Consider the following 18,890-nt stretch of genomic DNA (forward strand, 5'->3'; position numbering starts at 1 on the left):
TCCTTCTATCGGCTGGGGGCGGGATCGAGCAGCAGGACGGAGGGGACCCGGTCGGGCCGGGCCAGGCGCAGGAAGTGCATGCCGAAGCCGGACAGGCCGAGCATCAGGCCCGGGAAGAAGCCGCCCTCCATGACCCCGTTCTCGGCGTCGTCGAGGCGGCGCCACTGCTCCTGTACCTGGACGTTCGCCTCGAGCCGGAACGCCGGCTCGTCGCGCAGCACCGCGAACCGCAGGAACAGCTCCGCGTTGCCGGCGCGGCCGTGGCAGAGCGTGTCGTTCATCAGGCGCGGGAAGCCCCGCATCGTGGCGGCGAGCGCCTGATGGGCCTCGCGCAGCAGCGTCTCGTCATCGCCGCCGAGCACCGCCCAGCTCGCGATCCGGCTCAGCCCGATGCCGGCCGCGCCGTTGCACCAGGCGTTGGCGAAGTGCCGGCCGTCGCGTGCGACGCCGCCGGGGCTGGTGCGCAGGTCGTACCAGTCCTGCTGTGCCTCGTCGAAGTGGCGCGCCTCGTACGCGAAGGCACGCCGCCCGGCGTCGGCGTAGACCGGGTCGTCGACCAGGCAGCCGAGCTGGATCAGCGCCCAGCCGATGCCGGCCGCGCCGTGGGAGAAGCCGGTGAGGTTCGCCACGGCCTCGCCCGGATCGGTGGGCGGCCAGCTCAGCGTGTCGCCGTCCTCGACCGCGTGCCGCAGCAGCAGGTCCGCGCAGCGCGTGGCGAGTTCGAGCCCCTGGCCGTCGGTCTCGCGGCCGAGGCCGAGCAGCACCGGGATGAGGCCGGCGCACCCGCTGAGCACGTCGAAGTGGGTGTCGGCGTCGATCGGCCCGGGCAGCTCGCCGCTCAGGCGCACGGCGAGTTCGAGCAGGCCGCGGTCCTGCCACAGGTGGTGCAGGTGGGTGAGGACGTAGATGAGCCCGCCGAGGCCCTGGAACGCGCCGGGCCGCCGCCGGTCGGTGTGGGTGACGGCGTGCGACAGGGCGCGTCCGGCGGCACGGCGGAACTCCGGCCGGGGCACCAGGTCGTTGAGGTAGGCCAGGAAGAGGGCGACGCCGGCCGACCCGTGGTACAGGTCGCCGTCGATGTCCACCTCGGCCATGCCGTCGCCGGTGAGGCCGTACGACGTCCAGGGCGCGGGCGCCGCCGGGTCGCGGAGCATACGGCACAGGCGCTCGCCGATCCGCGTGGCGTACTCCAGCGCCGCGGTCACGAACGCCGGGCTGGCGACCTCGCCGGAGGACAGGCTGGCGGCGATGTACTGCGTCTGCTGCGCCTGGTTGGCCCGCGACAGCCGCCGGATCCGCTGCGCGGCGCCCTCGATGGGGGAGACCTCCAGCCGCTTGTGCAGGCGCACGGCGTGGTCGTGCACCAGCCACCGGTCGCCGGCCGGCGCGGTGAAGATCGGAATGTCGAGCCGCCACAGCGAGACCAGCTCGCGCCCGGCGAGCGTGCCGTCGGTGTCCCAGGTGCGGGGGAAGGTGCCCACGGTGCCGACGAGCAGGTCGACCTCCAGCGGGTCGACCAGGCACTTGGGATGGCGCGCGGAGATCAGCAGCTGGGAGTAGACCTGGGTGCCCCAGTTGATGAACCGGACCGAGGTGCCGGCGAAGATCTCGCTCACCTCGCGGATCGCGTCGTCCTTCCGCTGCTCGAACCAGGCGTACACGCGCCCGAAACCGTCCATGATCGCGTCGGTGAAGTCCTGCGGCTGCATCAGCCGGTCGCCGAGGAAGACCCGGTTGGACCCGCTCGGCTCGACGTGCACGCCCGCCTGGTGGGTCACCGACGCCCGGAAGCTGAGGCGGTGCTCGTTGACGCGCGGCACCGGGATCGGCATCGCGTACGCCTCGCCGCCGGAGTAGCCGCTGATCCGCATCTCGGTCGCCGACGTCGTGGTGCGCGGCCACTCGAGCAGCCCGGTCTTGAACACGGAGTCGAGCAGGGTGCCGGCCGGCCGCGCCTGACCGACCGGGAGCACGCCGAGGACGGTCTCGCAGTCGCAGACGTAGGCGTGCCCGTCGGCGATCAGGATGTTCTCGAAGTGCAGGTCACCGCCGCCGAGGACGTAGAAGACGCCGAGGAGGCCGCCGAGCTCCTCATACACCCGCTCGACCTGCTCGCGGGCGGCCATGCGGTTGCGGCCCGCCGGGATCAGCGCCTCGTAGCCGTACGACGGCTTCGGCAGCACCGGCCGGGGGGAGAAGGCGAGGACGCCGTCGTCGCGGAGCCTGCGGAGCAGGTCCTGCATCGCGGCCTCGGAGCGGACACAACGCGGTTTGTAGACGAACGAGCCGGTGCCACCGCCGCCGAGCGCGACCTCGACGATCGCGACGCTGCGCGCGCCCGCGTGGTGGTCGGACAGGCCCAGGCGCACGGAGCGGAACGCGGTGATCTCCTCGCCGAAGAAGGCGGTGCCGATGTCGGCGCGGTCGGCGGCGAGACGGCCGATCAACTCGGCGCCGAACCCGGCGAGCATGCCGGTCACCTCGGCGAGCCACCGGCCGAGGACGGGGAACCGCAGGTAGAAGCGGTGATAGGCGTCGGCGTCGGCGAAGGTCTCATCGAGATAGGCGAGGTACTCCTCGCGGGTCGCGGACGCGCGGTCGATGCCGGCACGGGCGCAGTGCACGTTCGCGTCGGCCTCCACGGCCCACGCGAGCGACAGCTCGAAGCGGTCGAGGAGATGCCGCTGGAGATCGTCGACGAGACGCTGGTCGAAGAGCCCCGGATGCCGCGCGCGTTCGCCGCCGAGCCGCCGGCCGAGCTCGGCGAGGAAGGGCTCGCACGCGACCGCCAGCCGGCCGTAGTAGACGTCGAACTCATGCCGGATCCCGCCCGCCGCGGGCGGGCGGGCGAAGCCGCGCAGGGCCGCGCGGTAGACGGGGAGCCAGGACGCGTGGACGTCCGAGAACGCCCTGCGGACCTCCTCGCCGGCGCCCGCCAGGCCGAGCTCGTGGTGGCGGTAGGCGGTCAGGACGGCGGCGATCTCCTGCTTGGTGCGTTCGCGCCGAGAGGGCCCGCCCGTGCCGGTCCCGTTCGCGCCGACATCGCCCACGACGGCGGCCGGAGACGCGGCCGCCACGGCCGGGTCCGCGCCGGGCCCGGCCGGGCGGGGTACGGACCCGGCGTTCGCGTTCGCGTGGAGTCTGGCGGCGAGCTTGCCCGCCAGACGGTCGATCTTCCACGTGTCGAAGGTCGGGAGGACGCCGGGCGTCGCCGTCGTGCCCGAGGCACGCAGGGTGGTGACGACCCGGGTGCGTTCGGACAGGTTGGCGGCGCGGGCGGCGAGGTCGAGGAAGGAATGGTCACTCATGGGGAGAAGCCGCTCCTGCGGTCGCTGGAGACGGTGGGCCGGCGTCCGCCGGCCCACCGCGCGGGGGTGTGGGCCCCTTCGCCTACTTGGTGGTGCCGTCGCAGACCACGGTCATCGGGCCGAAGCTGCAGGTGGAACGGCAGGCGTAGATCTCCATCGCGGCGACGCCCTCGGTCCAGAAGTCGAGTGACTCCTGGTCCGGCTGCTCGATGGGAGCGGGCAGCGAGGAGCCGGACATGCCGAAGGCCGCAGGGTCGGCCAGAAGCTCGGTGCGGAACTCACTGTCGACGACGGCCTGGAGCGCCATGGTTTCGGACACGGATACCTCCTGAGTGAGCGTGGACTACTGGGTCTTCTCGGCGACGAGCCGGATACCGATCTGCCGTTCGACGTTCTTCAGCTCTCGGATGGCCGCCGCCATGTTGTCACTGTCGTTCTGCCAGCGAACCAACTCCTTTTCGTCCGGGGACAGCCCGCTTTCCATCCAGGTGGACTCGAGCCACGCCTTCGCGGCATGAGGATGAAGGTCGGTCAGGGGAGTGATTCGGGAGAGAATGGGTTCTTCGTGCAGTGCGAGCGCGCGGACGAGGGCTTCGCGTAGCTTTCCGTCCGGAGGCAGCAGCGAGCAAAAGATCATTAATTGCTGAACCTGCCGGATCGCGTCGACCCCCGGATAGATCGTCGGCCCTTTTACGGTCATGAGCCCTCCTTCGTCGGGGAGAGTGACCACAGGGGCGCGTCTTCGATTTCCTCGCTCCGCTCGGTCATGAGTCCTCCTTCATCGGAGGAGTGGCCGGGCAGGTTGTATTTCCGATTCGCTCACTTTGTTCGCTCATGAAGCCCCTTCCTTGTCGGCTTTACCAAACTAGGAAGGAGTTCTTTCAGTCCTCTTACAGTTCGCCTTCAGGTGGCGTGGAAGAAAGGCGGGGGTCACCGCGCAGGATGGCGGTGTGCAGGTCGCGTACCTCCGGGCCCGGGCAGACGCCGAGGCGCCGACGCAGCGACGCGCTGACCTCCCCGTACGCCTCGAGCGCCTCGGCCGGCCGCCCGCAGCGGTACAGCGCGACCATCAGCTGACCCCAGAAGCGCTCGTGGAAGGGGTGCCTGCCGGTCAGCGCCCGCAGCTCGCCGACCAGGCGGTCGTGCCGGCCGAGCGCGAGGTCGACCTCGTGTCGCCGCTCCAGCGTGCGCAGATGCTCCTCGATCAGGCTGGGGACCAGGTCGCGGTGCAGGGACTCGGACCGTACGTCGGACAGGACCGGGCCGCGCCACAGGGCCAGGGCCGCGGTGAGCCCGGCGGACTCGGCGCTCAGATCGCCGCGTCGCCCGGCCGTACGCGCCTCGGCGACCATCGTGCGGAAGCGGATCAGGTCGAGCCCGCCCGCGTCGACCTCGATGCCGTACCCGGCCGGAGAGGTGCTGATCAGCCCGGACCCGCCGCCGGTGTGGCGGTCGAGCGTCTGGCGCAGCCGCGTGACGTAGGTGTGCAGCGCTCCGCGGGGGCCGCGGGGCGGGTCGCCGCACCAGAGGCGGTCGGTGAGCTCTTCGATGGGCACGGTCCGGTTCGCGCTGAGCAGCAGGGTGGCGAGGAGCGTCCGCTGTTTCCCCGCCGCGACGGGCACCCGCCGTGTGCCGGCGCAGACCTCGAGCGGACCGAGGATGCGGAAATTTAGACCATGCACGACTGAACTCCAGACTCGCTTGTACCTCGTACCGCGATCCGGCTTCTTGGGCCGACGACGGGGGAACTCGCCGAAATCATTTATTTATCGTCAAACCAGACTTTCCTCGCGCACGGCCGTGAGGGTGCGTCCGTGGCACTTCTGTGTCACCGGTTTCGGGCTCGTACGATACAGCTCTGGACGTTGATGGACAATCACGATCAATGGGTGATGGCCTGGGAAGACGGCGACGGTAAGCGCCTTCCCGCCGGATGGACGCGACGGTGGATTTCGGCGTTCCGTATCGGCGCGTGTGACCGAGTGTGACCGACGGCCCGGCCGCCTTTTCTCTGCACCTTTAAAAGGTGATTAGTGGCGATATTTCGCAGGGCGGTGGAGAGGACGCGGATGGCACCGGAGACGAAGAGGTGAGGTCAGGGAGGACCGCGATGGAGACAGGGGTGGCCTTGAAGTCGTACGGGTGCGCGGGAAAGGCCGCCATGAAGGCGGACGGGCCGCTACTCGGTGGAGAAGACGCGCGCGACCGGGCCCAGGCGCGGGATGACCAGGCGGACGCCCCGGGCGGCCAGGTAGCCGCAGCCCAGCGTGACCGCGCCGCCGACCGCGTCCAGGAAGTAGTGGTTCGCCGTGCCCAGGATGACGATCACGGTCGCGAGCGGGTAGAGGAACGGCAGGACCTTGGCCCAGGGGCGGCGGATCACGTCCGAGACGGCGATCGCGCACCACAGCGCCCAGCCCGTGTGCAGGGACGGCATCGCCGCGTACTGGTTCGAGACCGAGCCGACCGGTGAGGCGCCCGAGGCGTACAGGCCATGGGTGTTCCAGGCCAGCACCGTGTCGACGTATCCGGGCAGCATCCTCGGCGGCGCGAGGGGCAGCAGGTAGAAGCCGACCAGCGCGAGCACCGTCGTCGCGAAGATCAGCCGGCGGTAGAAGACGTACCGGTCCTGGTGGCGGACGTACAGCCAGGCCAGGATGGCCGGCGTCACGATGAAGTGCAGTGTCGAGTAGTAGTAGTTGGCGGCGACGCCGATCCAGTGGTCGCGCACGAAGAGGTGGTTGAGCGGGAGCTCGAAGCCGATGTGCAGGAGGTGCTCGAGCCGCAGGATCTGTCCGCCGAGCCGCAGTGCCGCCGTGTGCGTCGTCGGCACCAGGTTGCGCACGATGGAGTACGCGGTGTAACAGAGCGCGATGAGGAGTATCTCGCGCCAGACACCCGGCCGTCTCCCGGCCGGCTTGTCCCCCGGTGCCTCAGTCGCGTCGCCCGTGGCGACTGGCGCTACGGCCGAACTCGACATGATCCCCATGGTGTCAGATCTGGCCGCCAGGACTATCGGCAATAGTTGTCTTGTTTGTCACTTCGTGATCCTTCGCTGGACGTGACCGCTTCTCCCGCAGATGGAGGATAAGGCCTGCGAACAGGGCGAACGCCATCACGGTGATGCCCGCCACGGCGTCCAGCAGGTAGTGGTTGGCGGTCGAGAAGATCACGGTGAGGGTGATGACCGGGTGGAGCACGGCCAGCGCCCTGACCAGCGGCCGGCGGGTACTCGCGATCACCGCCACCGCGCACCAGACCGCCCAGCCCGCGTGCATCGACGGCATGGCCGCGAACTGGTTCGTGAGCGAGCCCGCCTGGGGGGAGGAGTACAGCCCGAAGCTGTGGAAGGCGGTCACCGGGTCCACGAAGCCCGCGGTGCCGAGGAACCGCGGCGGCGCCAGCGGGTAGACCCAGAACCCGACGAGGGCGACCGCGGTCGCGAGCAGCAGCGACGTGCGCAGCCACCGGTACTCCCGCGGCCGTCGGCGGTACAGCCACACCAGCACGGCCAGCGTGACCAGGAAGTGGGCCGTCGCGTAGAAGATGTTGGCGGCCTTGGCGAGCAGGGGGACGCGCAGCAGCGCGTGGTTGAGCGCCAGTTCGAGGTTCGGCCCCAGCGCGTGCTCCAGGCGCATGATCTGCCCGGCGTGGACGTACGCGGCCCCCTCGTCGTGGGGGATCAGCAGGCGTACGAGGGTGTACGCGCCGTAGAAGACGGCGACCAGGGCGATCTCCCGCCAGAGGCGGGGAGACCACGATCCTTTCAGGTCGATGTCGCGCGGCGCCGGGCGACAGGATTGGGCGAGCTGGGCCATATCTCGATCCTGGAGGAGATTCCCGCCTTTTTGATCACCTCCAGGAATGGTCTACGACTCGGCCCAGATGAGTACGTGCCCTAGTCCTCAGGGTGGATACGGCCGTCCGGATACTCTCCCGAGATCACTCCGCCGGCACCGGAACGACCTCGCTGATCGAGGGGGCCGGTGAGCCGGACTTCCAGGTCAGACGCACCGCGTCGACCGGATCGCCGCCGGCGGGCAGGTCGGCGAAGCCGTTACGGAAGAGACCGATGTGACGCCAGGCGCCACCGGTCCTGATCTCCACCGCGGCGGTGCCCGCCGAGCCCAGCACCCGGACGCGCGCCAGCCGCCGCGCCGCCGAGGGCGTCACGACGAGCGCGTCGCCCTCCGCCGGGGCGGCCGAGGCGGTGTAGGCGGTGTCCAGCGACCCGTCCGCCGCGGCGGCCAGGTCGCCGGCCGGGCCGCCCGTGACGGTGTAGGTGATCTGGCCGGGGACGCTCACCTGGAACTCCCGCACCACGCACCAGTACCCGCCGTTGGCGGCCGTGGCCCGGTAGCGCACGTACCGGGCGGTCGTACCGGCCGGCGCCGTGGCGTGAACCTCCGCCGTGGTCCCGTTCGCCAGCGGCGTCCAGGAGTCGCCGTCGGTGGAGTACTCCAGCGTGCCGGCGTGGATGTAGTCGTTCGGGCTGCCGGACTTGCCCATGAGGACGCCGATGTCGCCGATCGGCCTCGGCTCGCCGAAGTCGACGCCCACCCAGTCGCCGGCGCCCGGCGCGGCGTTGCTCCAGAAGTACGTGCCGGTGTCGCCGTCGGTCATCCGGGCGGGCGCGTTGTCCTGGTACGGGGTGAGGGAGGTGATCCCGGCCGGGCGCACGGCGTGCACCCCGGCCGTACGGTCGAACACCGCCTTCGCCGTCGTGAGGAACCGGTCGATCACCCCGTCACCGATCTTGGGCGCGGTGCCGCTGTGCGGCTCGCGGGTGTCGCGGATGGCGTTCGCCCGGGCCACCAGGGCGTCGACGCGCCGCCGGTCGGCCCAGCCGCGTGCGAGCGGGTGGGTGATCATGTCGAGGCCGGCGTCCATCGCCTGCGCCCACAGCTCGGTGGCGTCGAGCCATGCCTTGGCCTCGTCGGCGAATGCGGGGTCGATGACGCCGGCCCGGATGCGCGCCGGAGCGGCGGCGAGGGCCCGTACGCGCGTCCGCAGGTCGTGGACGGAGCCGTGGTGGTCCCCGGCGTCCCAGCGCCGCCAGAAGGCGTTCACGGCGGCGGCCAGCTCGGGCGCCTGGGTCAGGTGCAGCCGGCCGTCGTAGGTCGACACGTCCGCGAAGGCGCGCAGCGCGGCCGTCGTCCGCGGGTCGCCGCCCGCGCGCTCGGCCAGGGCCGCCGCCCAGTCGCGCCCGGCGTCGTACGTGGCGTCGTGCCAGCCGAAGTCGGCGAAGGAGAACAGCGCGACGTCGCTCACCGCGGCCTGGTTGGAGGGGTTGGAGATGATCCCGGTGATCGAGCCGGAGAGGCCGCTCTCCCGGCCCGTGTAGGCGGCCAGCGGCAGCCGTCCGGCGATGTAGTCGTTGACCGGGTAGTTGTCCCAGACCAGGATCGGGTGGCCGAAGACCTTCTCGGCCTGCTTCGCCTCGTCGACCGTGATCGTCGCCGGGATGACGCCGACGCCGGTCCAGTGCACGATCACGTCCGGGTCCAGCTTGTCGCGCAGGGCCTGCTTGTACGGCGAGTCGGTCACGTTGGAGTACTCGGTCGGCACCATCTGCAGCGGGTGCACGTCGCTCTTGGACCGCGCCCACGCCTGCACCTTGTTCAGCACGTACGCCTGCGCCGCGCCCGCTCCGGCGGCGCCGTCGCCGAACTTGTCCTTGTCGGCCGGGCAGTGCCAGACGCCGTAGTCGATGTCGTCGAACGGCACGTTGAACGCGCGCCCGCCGAGGTCGTACACCGCCTCGAACTTGGCGATCAGCGCGTCCATGTCCGCCTGGGACGAATAGCAGATCGACAGGCCGGGGGAGAGGGCGAAGGTGAACTCCACGTGGTTGTCGCGGGCCCGGTTCACCAGCGCGCCGAGCCGGGAGAGCTCCTCGGGCGGGTACGGGTCGCGCCAGCGTTCCCGGTGGTACGGGTCGTCCTTCGGCGCGTACTCGTAGGTGTTCATCTTGTGCGCGCCGAGGTAGTCGAGGTGGGCCAGCCGGTCCTCATGGGACCAGGGCGTGCCGTAGAAGCCCTCGATCGAGCCCCGGTAACGCATCGCGGGCCAGTCGCGTACGGCGACGCCCGGCATCCAGTGCTCGCGCACCAGCTGCCCGAAGGTCTCCGCCGCGTAGAAGGAGCCCGTCCCGTCGGCGCCGTCGAGGACGATGTGGTCGCGTCCGCCGTGGCGTCCGGCGGCCAGCACGTACCCCTCCGGCCCCAGCCCGGTGTGGTCGGCGACGCCGAGCTGCTTCAGGATCGGGGCGCCGCCGGAGAGCCAGACGGTCACCTCGGTGCGCGGGTCGGCCGCCGACTGCCGGATGTCGGTCGCGCCGGCCTTCCGCAGTGCCGCGCGTACGGTCCGCAGCGCGGGCGCGTCGGTGTCGGCCGCGGTGACGAGCCCGACCGTACGGGGGACGCGGAAGCCGTCGGGCCGGTCGCTGATCTGCTGGGGCGTCGGCCAGACGGTTTCACGGACCGACGCGTGCGCCGGTGTGGCCGCGCCGTGCAGGGGAACGGCGACGGCCGCGGTGGCGAGCAGGGCGGTGACGGGGGCCCAGAGCCTGCGCATGGGGGAACTCCTCGCGAGTCAAGACAACCGCGAACAGCCAATAATGCGCGGAAGTGTTCGTCAAGCGCAGGTTTTGGTCACTAACGGGCGAGATCGGGCAGGATCTGCTCCGTCGCGGTGGTCTCCCGCAGGGCCCGGCCGACCGTGCAGTGGTGCTCGTGCACCCGGTGCGCGACGTCCGTGAAGACCCGCGCGGCGTCCTCGTCACCGTCGGGGAGCTCGACGTCGTAGGTGACGGTGACGGTGCCCAGGCGGGTCGGCGCGACCTTCTCGGCCTCCACGGTGGCCGCGAGGCGTACGAGCCGGTGGCCGCGTTCGGCCGTCAGCGGCTCGACCGTGACGATCTCGCAGCCGCCCAGCGCGGCGAGCAGCAGTTCGACCGGCGTGAAGACGCCGTCGTCGCCCGACCCGCCGATGGCGACTCGCGCGCCGCGGCCGTTGCTGGCCACGAAGCCGCCGTCGTCGGTGCGTTCCACCTGGACCGAAGCCATGATCATCCCCCTTGTCGTCGGACGATTGCCCGCAACGCGCGCGCTACCGCAGTTGTTCCAGCCAGCCGCGCGCCTTCTCGATGTGGGCCTCGGTGAGGCCCTCGTGCGGGTCCACTCCCACGATCAGATGCGGGCCGAGCGCCGGCCCGGTCGCGAGGGCGTCCGGAACATCCGGTTCGTCCTCCAACCATACGAAAGGGCGCTCACCGATCCACTCGGCGACATGCCGGGCCTTCCAGCCTCCGTAGGAGTAGACGGGGTCGCGCGGGGGGATCGGGACGGCGCGCAACGAGGGCAGCCCGACCCGCGGGCCGATCCACTCGTTGGCCGAGTCGGTCCAGTAGCTGGCCCAGACCAGTTCCGCGCCGGTCCCCTCGGCGAGCGCGGTCAGCATCGGCCCGTGCCGGGGGTTGAGCAACAGCCGGAAGGTGACGCCGTTCGGCGTGGCCCGGTAACGCTGGTAGCCGGGGGAACGCTGCAGGGGATTGAGAACACCGTCCACATCGAGCAACACCAGCGGCGTGTCCATGGCCTGGGACGTTATGTCACTTACTGTTCCGTTGCCTAGTGCGGATCGATGATCGTCCATAAGCGGTCGGGGCCGCGCGCCGCCCGCCGCGACCGGCCGGGCGCGCCGGCGCCCCTCCGGCCCATGGACGACCAACGGGCCATGCGGCGTAAGTGTCGGACGGCGCTGGTGCGTGCGGCCGGCGGACCCGCCCTCACCTGCACGATCGGGCACGCGCAGTGGGAGCGTCCCGGTTGCTGCAATGTCCGGTGACCGGACGATCCCATCAGACGGCCGTACGCGCGGCAGTCGTATGGCAGGTTCGATTAACGCTAGTAAGAGGTGTTGTTCTCATGCCGCGGACCGTTGACGAACCAGTGACCGGGCGGGGCCGGTGGCGTCGTCCCCGTGTGATCGTGGCGGCGCTGGCGGCCGTCGTCTTGGCGTTTTGGGGTATGCCGCGCCTCTGGGGCGTGTTCGACGACGGGATGCGGGGACCGTATGGGCAATTTCCCGGGCCGGTGGCAGCGCAGCCGCCCATGCACTCGGCACAACGGGTGGCCACCTCCCGCTTCTCGCCGGCGGTTTATCGAGGGCTTGCGATCATGCGCGGCGATGATGGTGTGCGCGCCGTCGACATCGTCACGGGCCGGGTCTACTGGCGCTACACCAAAGACGAGGTGGTGCCGAAAGGAATCGATCGCTCGACGGGCGATGTCTTCCTCCAGACGGCAAACGATGAGCTGGTTAAGATCAACATTCGTTCTGGAAAAATTTTCTGGACCCAGAAGATGCCCGACCTCCATCCCGACTGGACCGTCGCCAACTACTCCGTCCTGCCTGTCGCCGACGCAGCGACATTGGCGATCACCGGCGATGATGGAATAGCCGGAATATCCAGTGCGACCGGCAAGATACTCTGGTCGAAGAAATGGCCCAGCACCTGCCCCTACGACAATTTCTCAACCCAGGCGGCCGTGATGGCGGGCACCCTCGCCTTCACCTGTAACGTCTATGAAGCGCCGGATAAGGCACTGGTCGGGTTCGATCCGGCGACCGGAGCCACGAGGTGGACGTTGCACGCCTCACAGTTGCTCGCCAGGGCGTCGCGCCCAGCCGACAGGCTGACGGCCTGGGGATCGGTCGGCGGCCGGCTGGCCGTGGCGGCCGGCGACACGTCCGATCTGATAGACCCGGCGACGGGCAGGATCGTGGCCAGGTGGCGATGGAAGGATCAAGATGCGCTCACGTTGGTTGGGGGGCTCCAGATCAGCGAGTGCTCGCCGAACGGTCCGGCCGAGGTCCTCTGCGGCTACGACCTGGCGACCGGCCGGAAGTTGTGGCGTATCCCGATTCCCGATTCAGGCCATCTCCCAGGGGTGGGCGAGAGCCTCGCTGTGATCGATGGTCGTGTCTACGCCGAGGTCGAGAACTACGACGCTGGGGGAGTATTTGAGTTCGTCGTCTTCGACGGCCGGACAGGCCACGTCCTCAACCGCTTTCCGCACCCCGACCATTCGCCAAGTATGGATGGCATCACCGACGGCGTTATCATCAACCGTACCGAAGATGGATTCGACCTGTACGCCGAGCGCCCCGACATCCGGAACACGCGCAGACTTTAGTCGTGACGACCAGAGCGCCGGACATAAGAAACTGAAATCACGTCTTCGAGTACCCGGGGCATCGAGAGCTCCGATCCTGTCCATGCTTGGGACGCTATGTCATCTCGTGTCCCACGCCTAGTGCGAATCAGTGATCGTCCATAAGCGGCCGGACATCACCCCACGACAGCGGGCCGACGAAGGACGAACGGCCCGGCCCGCCTCGACGGCGGACCGGGCCGGTCGCGTGTCCCCGGAAGGCCTCGGCGGCCTTTCGGATCAGCAGTCGTAGTACATCTCGAACTCGTGCGGGTGCGGGCGCAGACGGATCGGGTCCAGCTCGTTCTCGCGCTTGTAGGAGATCCACGTCTCGATCAGGTCCGGCGTGAACACGCCGCCCTCGAGCAGGTAGTCGTGGTCGGCCTCGAGAGCGTTCAGGACCGCCTCCAGCGAGCCCGGCACCTGCGGGACGCTGCGGGCCTCCTCCGGCGGAAGCTCGTACAGGTCCTTGTCCATCGGCTCCGGCGGCTCGATCTTGTTCTTGATGCCGTCGAGGCCCGCCATGAGCATCGCCGGGAAGGCGAGGTACGGGTTGCAGGACGGGTCCGGAACGCGGAACTCCAGGCGCTTGGCCTTGGGGTTCGAGCCGGTGATCGGGATGCGGACGCAGGCCGAGCGGTTGCGCTGGGAGTACACCAGGTTGACCGGGGCCTCATAGCCCGGCACCAGGCGGTGGTAGGAGTTCACCGTCGGGTTGGTGAAGGCCAGCAGCGAGGAGGCGTGCTTGAGCAGGCCGCCGATGTAGTAGCGGGCCAGGTCCGACAGCCCGGCATAGCCGACCTCGTCGTAGAAGAGCGGCGAGCCGTCCTTCCACAGCGACTGGTGGCAGTGCATGCCGGAGCCGTTGTCACCGAAGATCGGCTTCGGCATGAACGTGACCGTCTTGCCCGCCTGCCGCGCGACGCTCTTGACGATGTACTTGTAGAGCATCAGGTTGTCGGCGGTCTTCAGCAGCGTGTCGAACCTGAAGTCGATCTCGGCCTGGCCGGCCGTGCCCACCTCGTGGTGCTGCATCTCGACGGCGATCCCGGACTCCATCAGCTGCCGGACCATCTCCGAGCGCAGGTCGGTGAAGTGGTCCATCGGCGGAACCGGGAAGTAACCGCCCTTGAAGCGCGGCTTGTAGCCGAGGTTGCCGCCCTCCTCCTTGCGGCCGGTGTTCCAGGCGCCCTCGACCGAGTCGATGTGGTAATACGACTCGTGCTCGCTCGTCTCGAACCGCACGTCGTCGAAGATGTAGAACTCCGCCTCGGGCCCGAAGAACACCGTGTCCGCGATGCCCGTGCCACGCAGGTAGTCCTCGGCCTTGCGGGCGATGTTGCGGGGGTCACGGGTGTACGCCTCGCCGGTCAGCGGGTCGTGCACGAAGAACGTGAGGTTCAGGGTCTTGTGCTGGCGGAACGGGTCGATGACAGCCGTCGAGGGGTCCGGCAGCAACAGCATGTCCGACTCGTGGATCTCCTGGAAACCACGGATGGAGGACCCGTCGAACATCAGACCGTCGGTGAAGACGCCCTCACCGAAGTTCTCCACCGGGAACGTGAAGTGCTGCGTCGTGCCCGGCAGGTCGGTGAACCTGACATCGACGAACCGCACCCCTTCGTCCTTGATGTATTTCAGGACCTCGCTGGCACTGCTGAACATCCAACCTCCTAGGGGTGCTTTCACGGCGCTATCACGCTATGCGCCGGCCGTTTCCAGGCCGTGTCCCATGTGTTTCGCATGTGTTACATGGCCCCCGGCGCCGGATGATCATTGGCGGCGGATAGCTTTGAGGCCATGAGCGAACCTCGGCGTTCGGCCGGAACCTGGCTCTCGGGCGCCCGCGCGGCGGGCGCCGACCTCGGCTACCCGGGAGAGCGCATGGGCCTGCCGCAGCAGGGACCCGGCTCGGTGGCCGGGTACGGCCGCCGGCTCGTGGCCCTGATCGTCGACTGGCTCCTGGCACTCCTGGTGGCGCAGATCCTGTCGGCCGCCCTGCACTGGAGCCCGGGCGCGCGCAGCTTCGTCACACTCGCGATCTTCGGTGTGCTGTCGTGGCTGCTCATCGGCCTCTTCGGCACCACCGTGGGCAAGCGGCTCGCCGGGCTGCGGGTGGCCGTGCCGAACGGCGGCGGCGTCGGGCTCCTGTGGGCCTTCGAGCGCGCCGTGCTGCTCGTGCTCCTGATCCCCGCGGTGCTGTGGGACCGCGACCACCGTGGCCTGCACGACCGTGCGGCCAACACGGTGGTCGTCGTCCGCTGAGACAGGCCCGCGGCGCGGCTCAGCGCGTGCGGGGCTTGGGGCCCTTCGGCATGCGCGCGCCCTTGGGGATCGGGCCCTTGGGCATCTGCATCGACTGCGGCAGCGCGTTGAGGCGGTCGGTCAGCTCACTGACCTCGTCCTTCTTGAGGTTGCGCGGCAGCTTGGTGAGGTGGCGCTGGAGCTTGCCGATCGGCACCTGGCCCTCGTCGTTGCCGACCTGGATGTCATAGATCGGGATCTCCGAGGCGGCGCGGGAGATGCGCTTCTTCTCCGCTCCGATGAGCTTGCCGACGCGCGAGCCGGGGCCCTCGGCGAGCAGGATCACGCCCGGGTGGCCGACCACGCGGTGCACGACGTCCATGTTGCGGTTCGCCTGCACGGCGGGCGTCACGACCCAGCGGCCCCGCATGTTCTCCACGATCGACGCGGCGGCGCCGGGCCTGCCCTCGAGCATGGCGTACTGTGTACGCTGCGCCAGCTGGCCGAAGACGATCATGCCGACCGCGAGGGCGGCCAGCACGCCGAGCGGGATCAGCAGCAGCGCCTGGCCCAGGACCAGCCCGAGGACCACGAACACCACGAGAGTCCCGATCGCCGCCAAGACCACCGTCGGCAGGGCCTTGCGATTGGCCTGGTGGACCAGTGAGGCGACCATGCGGATCTGCTTGAGGCGGCCGGGGCTTTCGTCCTGTCCGTCCTGGGACTTCTTTGCCATGGAGGGAAGGATACGAGGGTTCGCGCCCGCAGTCGAAAGCGACGCCGCCGTTATGGGACGCGAGGGTAAACAAATTTCCATGCAACGCTTGTGCTCGTAAAGCGTTGACACGCCGTCGGCGCGGTCTTACCGTCCGGGTTCAGATCGGGGCTCAGATCGTCGCCGTCGTTGGAGTCGCCATGGTGTGGTCGCGTGCCCGTGCTTCGGCACGGAAGATCTCTCTTGTCGTAATGGTCGGTCTCACGACCACCACCGTGGCCGCGGCGCCGCACGCGGGGGCCGCCGACGCCCCCGCACGCTCGCGCGTCGCCTACCACCAGTGGACGTCGGTCCACGACTTCGCCAAGGGCTCGTCCGAGGGCGTACGGCCGTCGGGCGCCGGCGCGCTCACGATCGCCCACACGGTCGGCTCGGCGAGCTACGCCGACCCGTACGGCGCCGGCACCAAGACCTGGAACTACGCCCGCTGGACCTCACCGAAGGTGTCGGTCGGATTCGGCGCGACCCAGCTCGTGGCGTCCTGGACCGCCGACACACCGCACGGGACGTGGCTGCAGGTCGAGATGCGCGGCCACACCGGCGCGGGCGCGGACACCAAGTGGTACGTCATGGGCCGCTGGGCCTCCGACGACCCCAAGGAAGGCGGCGACATCAACCGGACGACGGTGCCCGGGCAGGCCGACGCCAACGGCAACGTCGACATCGACACCTTCATCGCCAAGAACTCCCTCACCTCCTACCAGCTGAGGGTGACCCTGTACCGCGCGCCCGGCAAGCACGTGCGGCCGGTACTGCGCTCGGTCGGCGCGATGGCCTCGCAGGTCGCCCAGCGCACGACCGTGCCGGTCAGCCCGCTCGGCGGCGCCGAGGGCATCGAGCTGAAGGTCCCGGCGTACTCCCAGAACATCCACAAGGGCCAGTACCCCGAGTACGACGGCGGCGGCGAGGCCTGGTGCAGCCCCACGTCCACCTCGATGGTCGTGTCCTACTGGAAGCGCGGCCCCTCCAAGAAGGACATGGCGTGGGTGGACCCGTCGTACGCCGACCCGCAGGTCGACTACGCCGCGCGCCACACCTACGACTACAACTACGAGGGCACCGGCAACTGGCCGTTCAACCCCGCGTACGCCGGTCGGTTCGGGCTGAACGGCTTCATCACGCGGCTGCGGTCGGTGACGGAGCTGGAGCAGTTCATCAAGGCGGGCATCCCGGTGGTGACCTCGCAGTCGTTCAAGGCCGACGAGCTGCCCGGCTCCAACTACAGCACCAACGGCCACCTGTTCGTCGTCGTCGGGTTCACCAAGAAGGGTGACCCGATCATCAACGACCCGGCCTCGTCCTCCGACGCCGTCGTCCGCAACGTCTACCCGCGCGCCAACTTCGAGAACGTCTGGCTGCGCAGCTCCTCCAGCGGCGGCATCGCCTACATCATGTACCCGCCGGGTCACCGGCTTCCCAAGAACGTCCCCGGCATGGAGAAGAACTGGTGAACCCCGTCACCCGGTGCGCCGTGACCGCGGTCACGGCGCACCGGGGGCCCTCCCCCTGGAGCAGCCCATGGTGCGCTCGCGTGTCCGCGTCTCGACGATCCTCCTGCTGGCCTGCGCCGGCCTGATGGCCATGGCGGGGGCCGGTACGCCCGGCGCGGAGGCGGCGAAGGCCGCGGCGCCGTCGAGCGTCGTCTATCACGAGTGGAGTTCGGACGCCGGCTTCTCGGCGGGGGTCTCGGAGGGCGTGGGGCCGTCCGGCACCGGCGGCATCGCCTTCGCCGCCCCGGCGGGCACGGCGAGCTACGCCGACCCGTACGGCGGCGGAACCAGGACATGGGACTACGCCCGCTGGACGTCGCCCACCGTGTCGGTCGGATTCGGCGCGACCCAGCTCGTGGCGTCGTGGACCGCCGACACCCCGCACGGGAGCTGGCTGCAGGTCGAGATGCGCGGCCACACGGGGGCGGGCGCGGACACCAAGTGGTACGTCATGGGCCGCTGGGCGGCCGACGACCCGGGGGAGGGCGGCGACATCCACCGGACCTCCGTGCCGGGCCAGGGCGACGCCGACGGCGGCGTCGACATCGACACGTTCGTCGCCACGGGCTCGCTGACCTCCTACCAGCTCCGGGTGACGCTGTACCGGCTGCCGGGCACCGAGACGCGGCCCGTGCTGCGCTCGGTGGGCGCGATGGCCTCCCTGGTGCCCGACCGCAAGACCGTTCCGGTAAGCCCGCTCGGCGGCGCGGAGGGCATCGAGCTGAACGTGCCCGCCTACTCCCAGGAGATCCACAACGGCCAGTACCCGGAGTACAACGGCGGCGGCGAGGCGTGGTGCAGCCCGACGTCGACGTCCATGGTCGTGGCCTACTGGAACAGGGGACCCTCGCAGCAGGACATGGCCTGGGTGGACCCGTCGTACGCCGACCCGCAGGTCGACTACGCCGCGCGCAACACCTACGACTACAACTACCAGGGGACGGGCAACTGGCCGTTCAACCCCGCGTACGCCGGTCGGTTCGGGCTGAACGGCTTCATCACGCGGCTGCGGTCGGTGACGGAGCTGGAGCAGTTCATCAAGGCGGGCATCCCGGTGGTGACCTCGCAGTCGTTCAAGGCGTCCGAGCTGCCCGGCGCCGGCTACAGCACGAACGGGCACCTGTTCGTGGTCGTCGGCTTCACCCAGAGCGGCGACCCGATCGTCAACGACCCGGCATCGCCCTCGGACGCGGATGTCCGGCACGTCTACCCGCGCGCCGACTTCGAGAACGTCTGGCAGCGCAGCTCCTCCAGCGGCGGCATCGCCTACATCATGTACCCGCCGGGGCACGCGCTCCCGCCGAACGTCCCCGGCGCCGACCCGAACTGGTGACGTCTCTCCTCAGAGGAGCGCGTAGACCGTGGTCGCGTGCGCGGCGGTGTTCCCGCCCGCGGTCATGGCGACCTCGGCGAACGCCAGCGTACGGCCGAGCTTGGTGAGCGTCGCCGTGACGAGGACATCGGTGTCCACGACGGGACGCTGGAACGTGGTCGACTGCTGAACGGTCGTCATCGGGACGAACTCCCCGCGCGCCGCGGAGACCGCGATCACGGTGGCGGTGTCGGCCGCGGCCATGAGCGCCTGGCCGCACATGGCCCCGCCCTGCCGCGCCAGCCGCGAGGACCACGGCAGGCGCAGCACGGCCATCAGGTCACCGGTCTCCTCGACCACGAGGCCGAGATCCCGCACCCAGGGGGAGAAGTTCTCATCGAGGATGGCGTTGCCGTCGGCGGCGCTCAGCGTCATGGGCCCATCATCCCCACCGTTCAGCGTGATCTAGCGAGGAACCCCGGTCCTTCCTTCAGAGCCGGGAGTAATCGCTTCCCTCGAGTGCGGCGCGCTAGCGCCGCCTGG

16 protein-coding genes are annotated in these 18,890 nt (G+C 69.8%); 4 read left to right on the forward strand and 12 right to left on the reverse strand.

Translation table 11 applies throughout. From position 1 onward, the window contains the following. Positions 1–5: 5 nt before the first annotated feature. From OG417_RS19235 to OG417_RS19275, 9 genes are all read right to left on the reverse strand, one after another. Positions 6–3,308, reverse strand: a complete 3,303-nt coding sequence (locus OG417_RS19235) for a type 2 lanthipeptide synthetase LanM family protein (RefSeq protein ID WP_329257673.1) — start codon at positions 3,306–3,308, stop codon at positions 6–8. Positions 3,309–3,390: 82 nt separating this feature from the next. After that, entirely contained in the window at positions 3,391–3,627 is a 237-nt protein-coding gene (locus OG417_RS19240; protein ID WP_329257676.1) for a cinnamycin family lantibiotic, read from the reverse strand. A gap of 24 nt (positions 3,628–3,651) precedes the next feature. Then, on the reverse strand, positions 3,652–4,008 hold the full coding sequence (locus OG417_RS19245) for a DurN family substrate-assisted peptide maturase (protein WP_329257679.1): 357 nt from the start codon (positions 4,006–4,008) through the stop codon (positions 3,652–3,654). Between the two features lie 190 nt (positions 4,009–4,198). Next, positions 4,199–4,990, reverse strand: a complete 792-nt coding sequence (locus tag OG417_RS19250) for an AfsR/SARP family transcriptional regulator (RefSeq protein ID WP_329257681.1) — start codon at positions 4,988–4,990, stop codon at positions 4,199–4,201. A 497-nt stretch (positions 4,991–5,487) separates the two neighbouring features. Next, on the reverse strand, positions 5,488–6,288 hold the full coding sequence (locus OG417_RS19255) for a phosphatase PAP2 family protein (protein ID WP_329257684.1): 801 nt from the start codon (positions 6,286–6,288) through the stop codon (positions 5,488–5,490). Between the two features lie 13 nt (positions 6,289–6,301). Then, entirely contained in the window at positions 6,302–7,126 is an 825-nt protein-coding gene (locus tag OG417_RS19260) for a phosphatase PAP2 family protein (RefSeq protein WP_329257687.1), read from the reverse strand. A 124-nt stretch (positions 7,127–7,250) separates the two neighbouring features. Further along, positions 7,251–9,884, reverse strand: a complete 2,634-nt coding sequence (locus OG417_RS19265; RefSeq protein ID WP_329257690.1) for a beta-N-acetylglucosaminidase domain-containing protein — start codon at positions 9,882–9,884, stop codon at positions 7,251–7,253. An 80-nt stretch (positions 9,885–9,964) separates the two neighbouring features. Beyond that, entirely contained in the window at positions 9,965–10,375 is a 411-nt protein-coding gene (locus OG417_RS19270) for an OsmC family protein (RefSeq protein WP_329257693.1), read from the reverse strand. A gap of 43 nt (positions 10,376–10,418) precedes the next feature. Continuing rightward, positions 10,419–10,904, reverse strand: a complete 486-nt coding sequence (locus tag OG417_RS19275; protein WP_329257696.1) for an HAD domain-containing protein — start codon at positions 10,902–10,904, stop codon at positions 10,419–10,421. A gap of 395 nt (positions 10,905–11,299) precedes the next feature. On the opposite strand from OG417_RS19275, the gene OG417_RS19280 reads away from it, so the two are divergent. After that, complete coding sequence (locus tag OG417_RS19280; protein ID WP_329257699.1) at positions 11,300–12,508, forward strand: PQQ-binding-like beta-propeller repeat protein; 1,209 nt, start codon at positions 11,300–11,302, stop codon at positions 12,506–12,508. A gap of 258 nt (positions 12,509–12,766) precedes the next feature. Here the strand turns inward: OG417_RS19280 and glnA are convergent, their stop codons facing one another. Further along, positions 12,767–14,191, reverse strand: a complete 1,425-nt coding sequence (gene glnA / locus OG417_RS19285) for a type I glutamate--ammonia ligase (RefSeq protein WP_329257702.1) — start codon at positions 14,189–14,191, stop codon at positions 12,767–12,769. Between the two features lie 135 nt (positions 14,192–14,326). Between glnA and OG417_RS19290 the strand changes: the two genes are divergently transcribed. Beyond that, positions 14,327–14,791, forward strand: a complete 465-nt coding sequence (locus tag OG417_RS19290) for an RDD family protein (RefSeq protein WP_329257705.1) — start codon at positions 14,327–14,329, stop codon at positions 14,789–14,791. A gap of 19 nt (positions 14,792–14,810) precedes the next feature. Here the strand turns inward: OG417_RS19290 and OG417_RS19295 are convergent, their stop codons facing one another. Next, positions 14,811–15,506: a DUF4191 domain-containing protein gene (locus OG417_RS19295; RefSeq protein ID WP_329257708.1), complete on the reverse strand. Its 696-nt coding sequence runs from the start codon at positions 15,504–15,506 to the stop codon at positions 14,811–14,813. A gap of 230 nt (positions 15,507–15,736) precedes the next feature. Here OG417_RS19295 and OG417_RS19300 point away from each other — a divergent pair, with 230 nt between their 5' ends. After that, positions 15,737–16,996 (forward strand): C39 family peptidase, encoded by a 1,260-nt coding sequence (locus OG417_RS19300; RefSeq protein ID WP_329257711.1) that lies wholly within the window; start codon positions 15,737–15,739, stop codon positions 16,994–16,996. A gap of 67 nt (positions 16,997–17,063) precedes the next feature. Next, complete coding sequence (locus OG417_RS19305; protein ID WP_329257714.1) at positions 17,064–18,368, forward strand: C39 family peptidase; 1,305 nt, start codon at positions 17,064–17,066, stop codon at positions 18,366–18,368. A 9-nt stretch (positions 18,369–18,377) separates the two neighbouring features. On the opposite strand, the gene OG417_RS19310 is transcribed toward OG417_RS19305, so the two are convergent. After that, a complete protein-coding gene (locus OG417_RS19310; RefSeq protein WP_329257717.1) occupies positions 18,378–18,782 on the reverse strand; it encodes a PaaI family thioesterase in 405 nt (134 codons plus the stop codon). Positions 18,783–18,890 lie beyond the last annotated feature (108 nt).

This window comes from Actinoallomurus sp. NBC_01490, from assembly GCF_036227085.1.
In the GTDB taxonomy this organism is placed as follows: Bacteria; Actinomycetota; Actinomycetes; order Streptosporangiales; family Streptosporangiaceae; genus Actinoallomurus; species Actinoallomurus oryzae.